This is a genomic window from Streptomyces niveiscabiei (assembly GCF_001419795.1).
GTDB lineage: Bacteria > Actinomycetota > Actinomycetes > Streptomycetales > Streptomycetaceae > Streptomyces > Streptomyces niveiscabiei.
On the sequence record NZ_LIRL01000107.1, the window covers coordinates 1 to 2,733 of the forward strand.

The 2,733-nt window shown below is 70.3% G+C and carries 2 protein-coding genes; both read right to left on the reverse strand.

The window, feature by feature from the left end; all coding sequences use genetic code 11:
• Positions 1–69 precede the first annotated feature (69 nt).
• Entirely contained in the window at positions 70–1,542 is a 1,473-nt protein-coding gene (gene rimO, locus AOK24_RS06380) for a 30S ribosomal protein S12 methylthiotransferase RimO (RefSeq protein ID WP_079056696.1), read from the reverse strand.
• A gap of 65 nt (positions 1,543–1,607) precedes the next feature.
• Positions 1,608–2,453, reverse strand: a complete 846-nt coding sequence (locus AOK24_RS06385; protein WP_055719078.1) for a helix-turn-helix domain-containing protein — start codon at positions 2,451–2,453, stop codon at positions 1,608–1,610.
• Positions 2,454–2,733: the final 280 nt, after the last annotated feature.

Here is a 2,733-nt window from a genome sequence, read left to right on the forward strand (position 1 = left end):
CCGCAGAGGCCCCCGCCGCCGCCCCGAAACCCCGTGCGGAGCCGCCCGCGGCCGACGCCGGAACACCCGTCATCTGCCTGTCTCCTCACTCCACCCGTTCGAGCGCTCCAGCGGCTCGGCCACGAGGTCGACGCCCTCCGTGCCGACCACCTTCGCCTCGACCATACGACCGACCTCCAGCCCCTCGCCGCTCGTGAGGAGCACCTGGCCGTCGGTCTCGGGCGCCTGGTGCGCCGCACGGCCGTAGACACCCTCCACCTCGTCGACGGACTCCACAAGGACCCGGACGCTCTCCCCGACGCGCTCCTCCGCGCGCTGGGAGACGAGTTCCTCGGCAAGCCGGGACACGCGCGCGAGGCGCTCGGCAACGAGATCCTCGGGGAGCTTGTTCTCGTAGGTCGCGGCCTCGGTGCCGTCCTCGTCGGAGTACCCGAAGACGCCGATGGCGTCCAGCCGCGCGCCGGTCAGGAACCGCTCCAGCTCGGCGAGGTCGTGCTCGGACTCGCCGGGGAAGCCGACGATGAAGTTGGAGCGCACGCCCGCCTGGGGCGCCTTGCTCCGGATGGTGTCGAGGAGTTCGAGGAACCGGTCGGTGTCGCCGAAGCGCCGCATCGCGCGCAGCACGTCCGGCGCGGAGTGCTGGAAGGAGAGGTCGAAGTACGGGACGACCTTGGGCGTCGAGGTGAGGACGTCGATGAGGCCGGGCCGCATCTCGGCGGGCTGGAGGTAGCTGACCCGCACGCGCTCCAGGCCCTCGACCTCGGCCAGCTCGGGCAGCAGGGACTCCAGGAGACGGATGTCACCGAGGTCCTTGCCGTACGAGGTGTTGTTCTCGGAGACCAGCATCACTTCCTTGACGCCCTGCTCGGCCAGCCACCGCGTCTCGTTGAGGACGTCGGAGGGGCGGCGCGAGATGAAGGAGCCGCGGAAGGACGGGATGGCGCAGAAGGAGCAGCGCCGGTCGCAGCCGGACGCGAGCTTGACGGAGGCCACCGGCGAGCCGTCGAGCCGGCGGCGCAGGGGCGCGCGCGGCCCTGAGGCGGGCGCGAGGCCCTCGGGGAGGTCCACCGGGGCGTGCCCCGGCAGTGCGACCCCGGCGGCCGACTCCTGGCGCTCAGCGGGGCTGATCGGCAGCAGCTTGCGCCGGTCGCGCGGGGTGTGCGAGGCGTGGATGCCGCCGTTGAGGATGGTCTGGAGGCGGTCGGAGATGTCCGCGTAGTCGTCGAACCCGAGCACGCCGTCGGCCTCGGGCAGCGCCTCGGCGAGCTCCTTGCCGTACCGCTCGGCCATGCAGCCCACCGCCACGACGGCCTGCGTTCTGCCGTGCCCCTTCAGGTCGTTGGCCTCCAGGAGGGCGTCCACGGAGTCCTTCTTGGCGGCCTCGACGAACCCGCAGGTGTTGACCACGGCGACGTCCGCTTCGTCGGCGGACTCCACGAGCTGCCAGCCGTCCGCCTCCAAACGGCCTGCGAGCTCCTCCGAGTCCACCTCGTTACGGGCGCAGCCAAGGGTGACGAGTGCGACGGTACGGCGTTCAGGCATGGGCTCAAGACTACTTTGTCCCACCGACAACGGACGCCGACGGGGTTGACCAAGATCACGGCCTCTTACCCGGCCTGCGGGTCGCCCTTCGTGTAGGTGAGCCGCTCGACCGCCCCCGGCTTGAAGTCGTTGTCGAGTTTCTTACCGTTCACCCAGAGGTCGATCGCCCCGGCGTCACCGAGGACGAGGTTGATCTTGCTGCTGTCCTGGAAGGTCTTGGACTGGCCCTTCTTGAGCAGGTCGTCGAAGAGCAGCCGTCCGTTGTGGTCCTTGGCGGAGATCCAACTGCGCCCGTGCGCGGCGCTGACGCGGACGGTCACCTTGTCCAGCGGGGCGGCGGCGATCGCGTCGTCCGTGGGCGTGGGCGGGACGTCGGTCGCGGGCTTGTCGTTCTTCGGCTTGACCGGGGTCGGCGAGGCGGACGGCGTGGGCGTCGTCCCGCCGGCGATCTGATCTTTCCCGTCGCTTTCGCCGCCCCCCTTGAAGGCGGTGAAACCGACAAAACCGATCACGGCAACGATCGCGGCGACCATCGCGGCCGTCCAGTTCGGCCCTCTGCGCTCCGGGCGGATACGTTCCGCCTCGAAGAGCGGCGCGGCCGGCGTCGGCGCGGGACGCCCTCCGTGCGAGGCGTCGAAGCGGGCGATCAGCGGCGCGGGATCGAGGTGGACGGCGCGGGCCAGCGTACGGAGGTGCCCGCGCGCGTAGACGTCGCCGCCGCAGGGCGTGAAGTCGTCCGCCTCGATCGCGTGGACGATGGCGATGCGGATCCGGGTGGCGGTACTGACGTCGTCGACGGTCATACCGGCGGCGATCCGCGCCTGCCGGAGCACATGGCCGATGGAGGGGGCTTCCTCGGAGGAAACGTCTTCGAACGGACGCTCGTCTTCAGGGGAGTTGCCGATGGACACGGGGGCGCCTTTCGAGCGTGTAGCCGCCTGTGCTGGAGATTCAGTCTAGGGGGGGTACAAAAGGGTGGGGCAACCGGGCGGTCGGACTTTGTACGCCATCGGTATGGCATCGATACGACCGGACACGCCGACGGCGGGACAGCGGGGGCCCAGCATGGGGCCCTTACCTGTCCTCCGCTCAACTGGACGTACGACAAAGGGAAACGGTTGCCCGACGATCTCTAACGGGTGAGTCACGGAGACCGCCGTCCACGCGCGCCACCGCCGGACGCCCCCGAAC

Bases quoted from the DNA above. Each gene is read 5' to 3' on its own strand.
- rimO (WP_079056696.1), bottom strand. From the start codon at position 1,542: ATGCCTGAACGCCGTACCGTCGCACTCGTCACCCTTGGCTGCGCCCGT.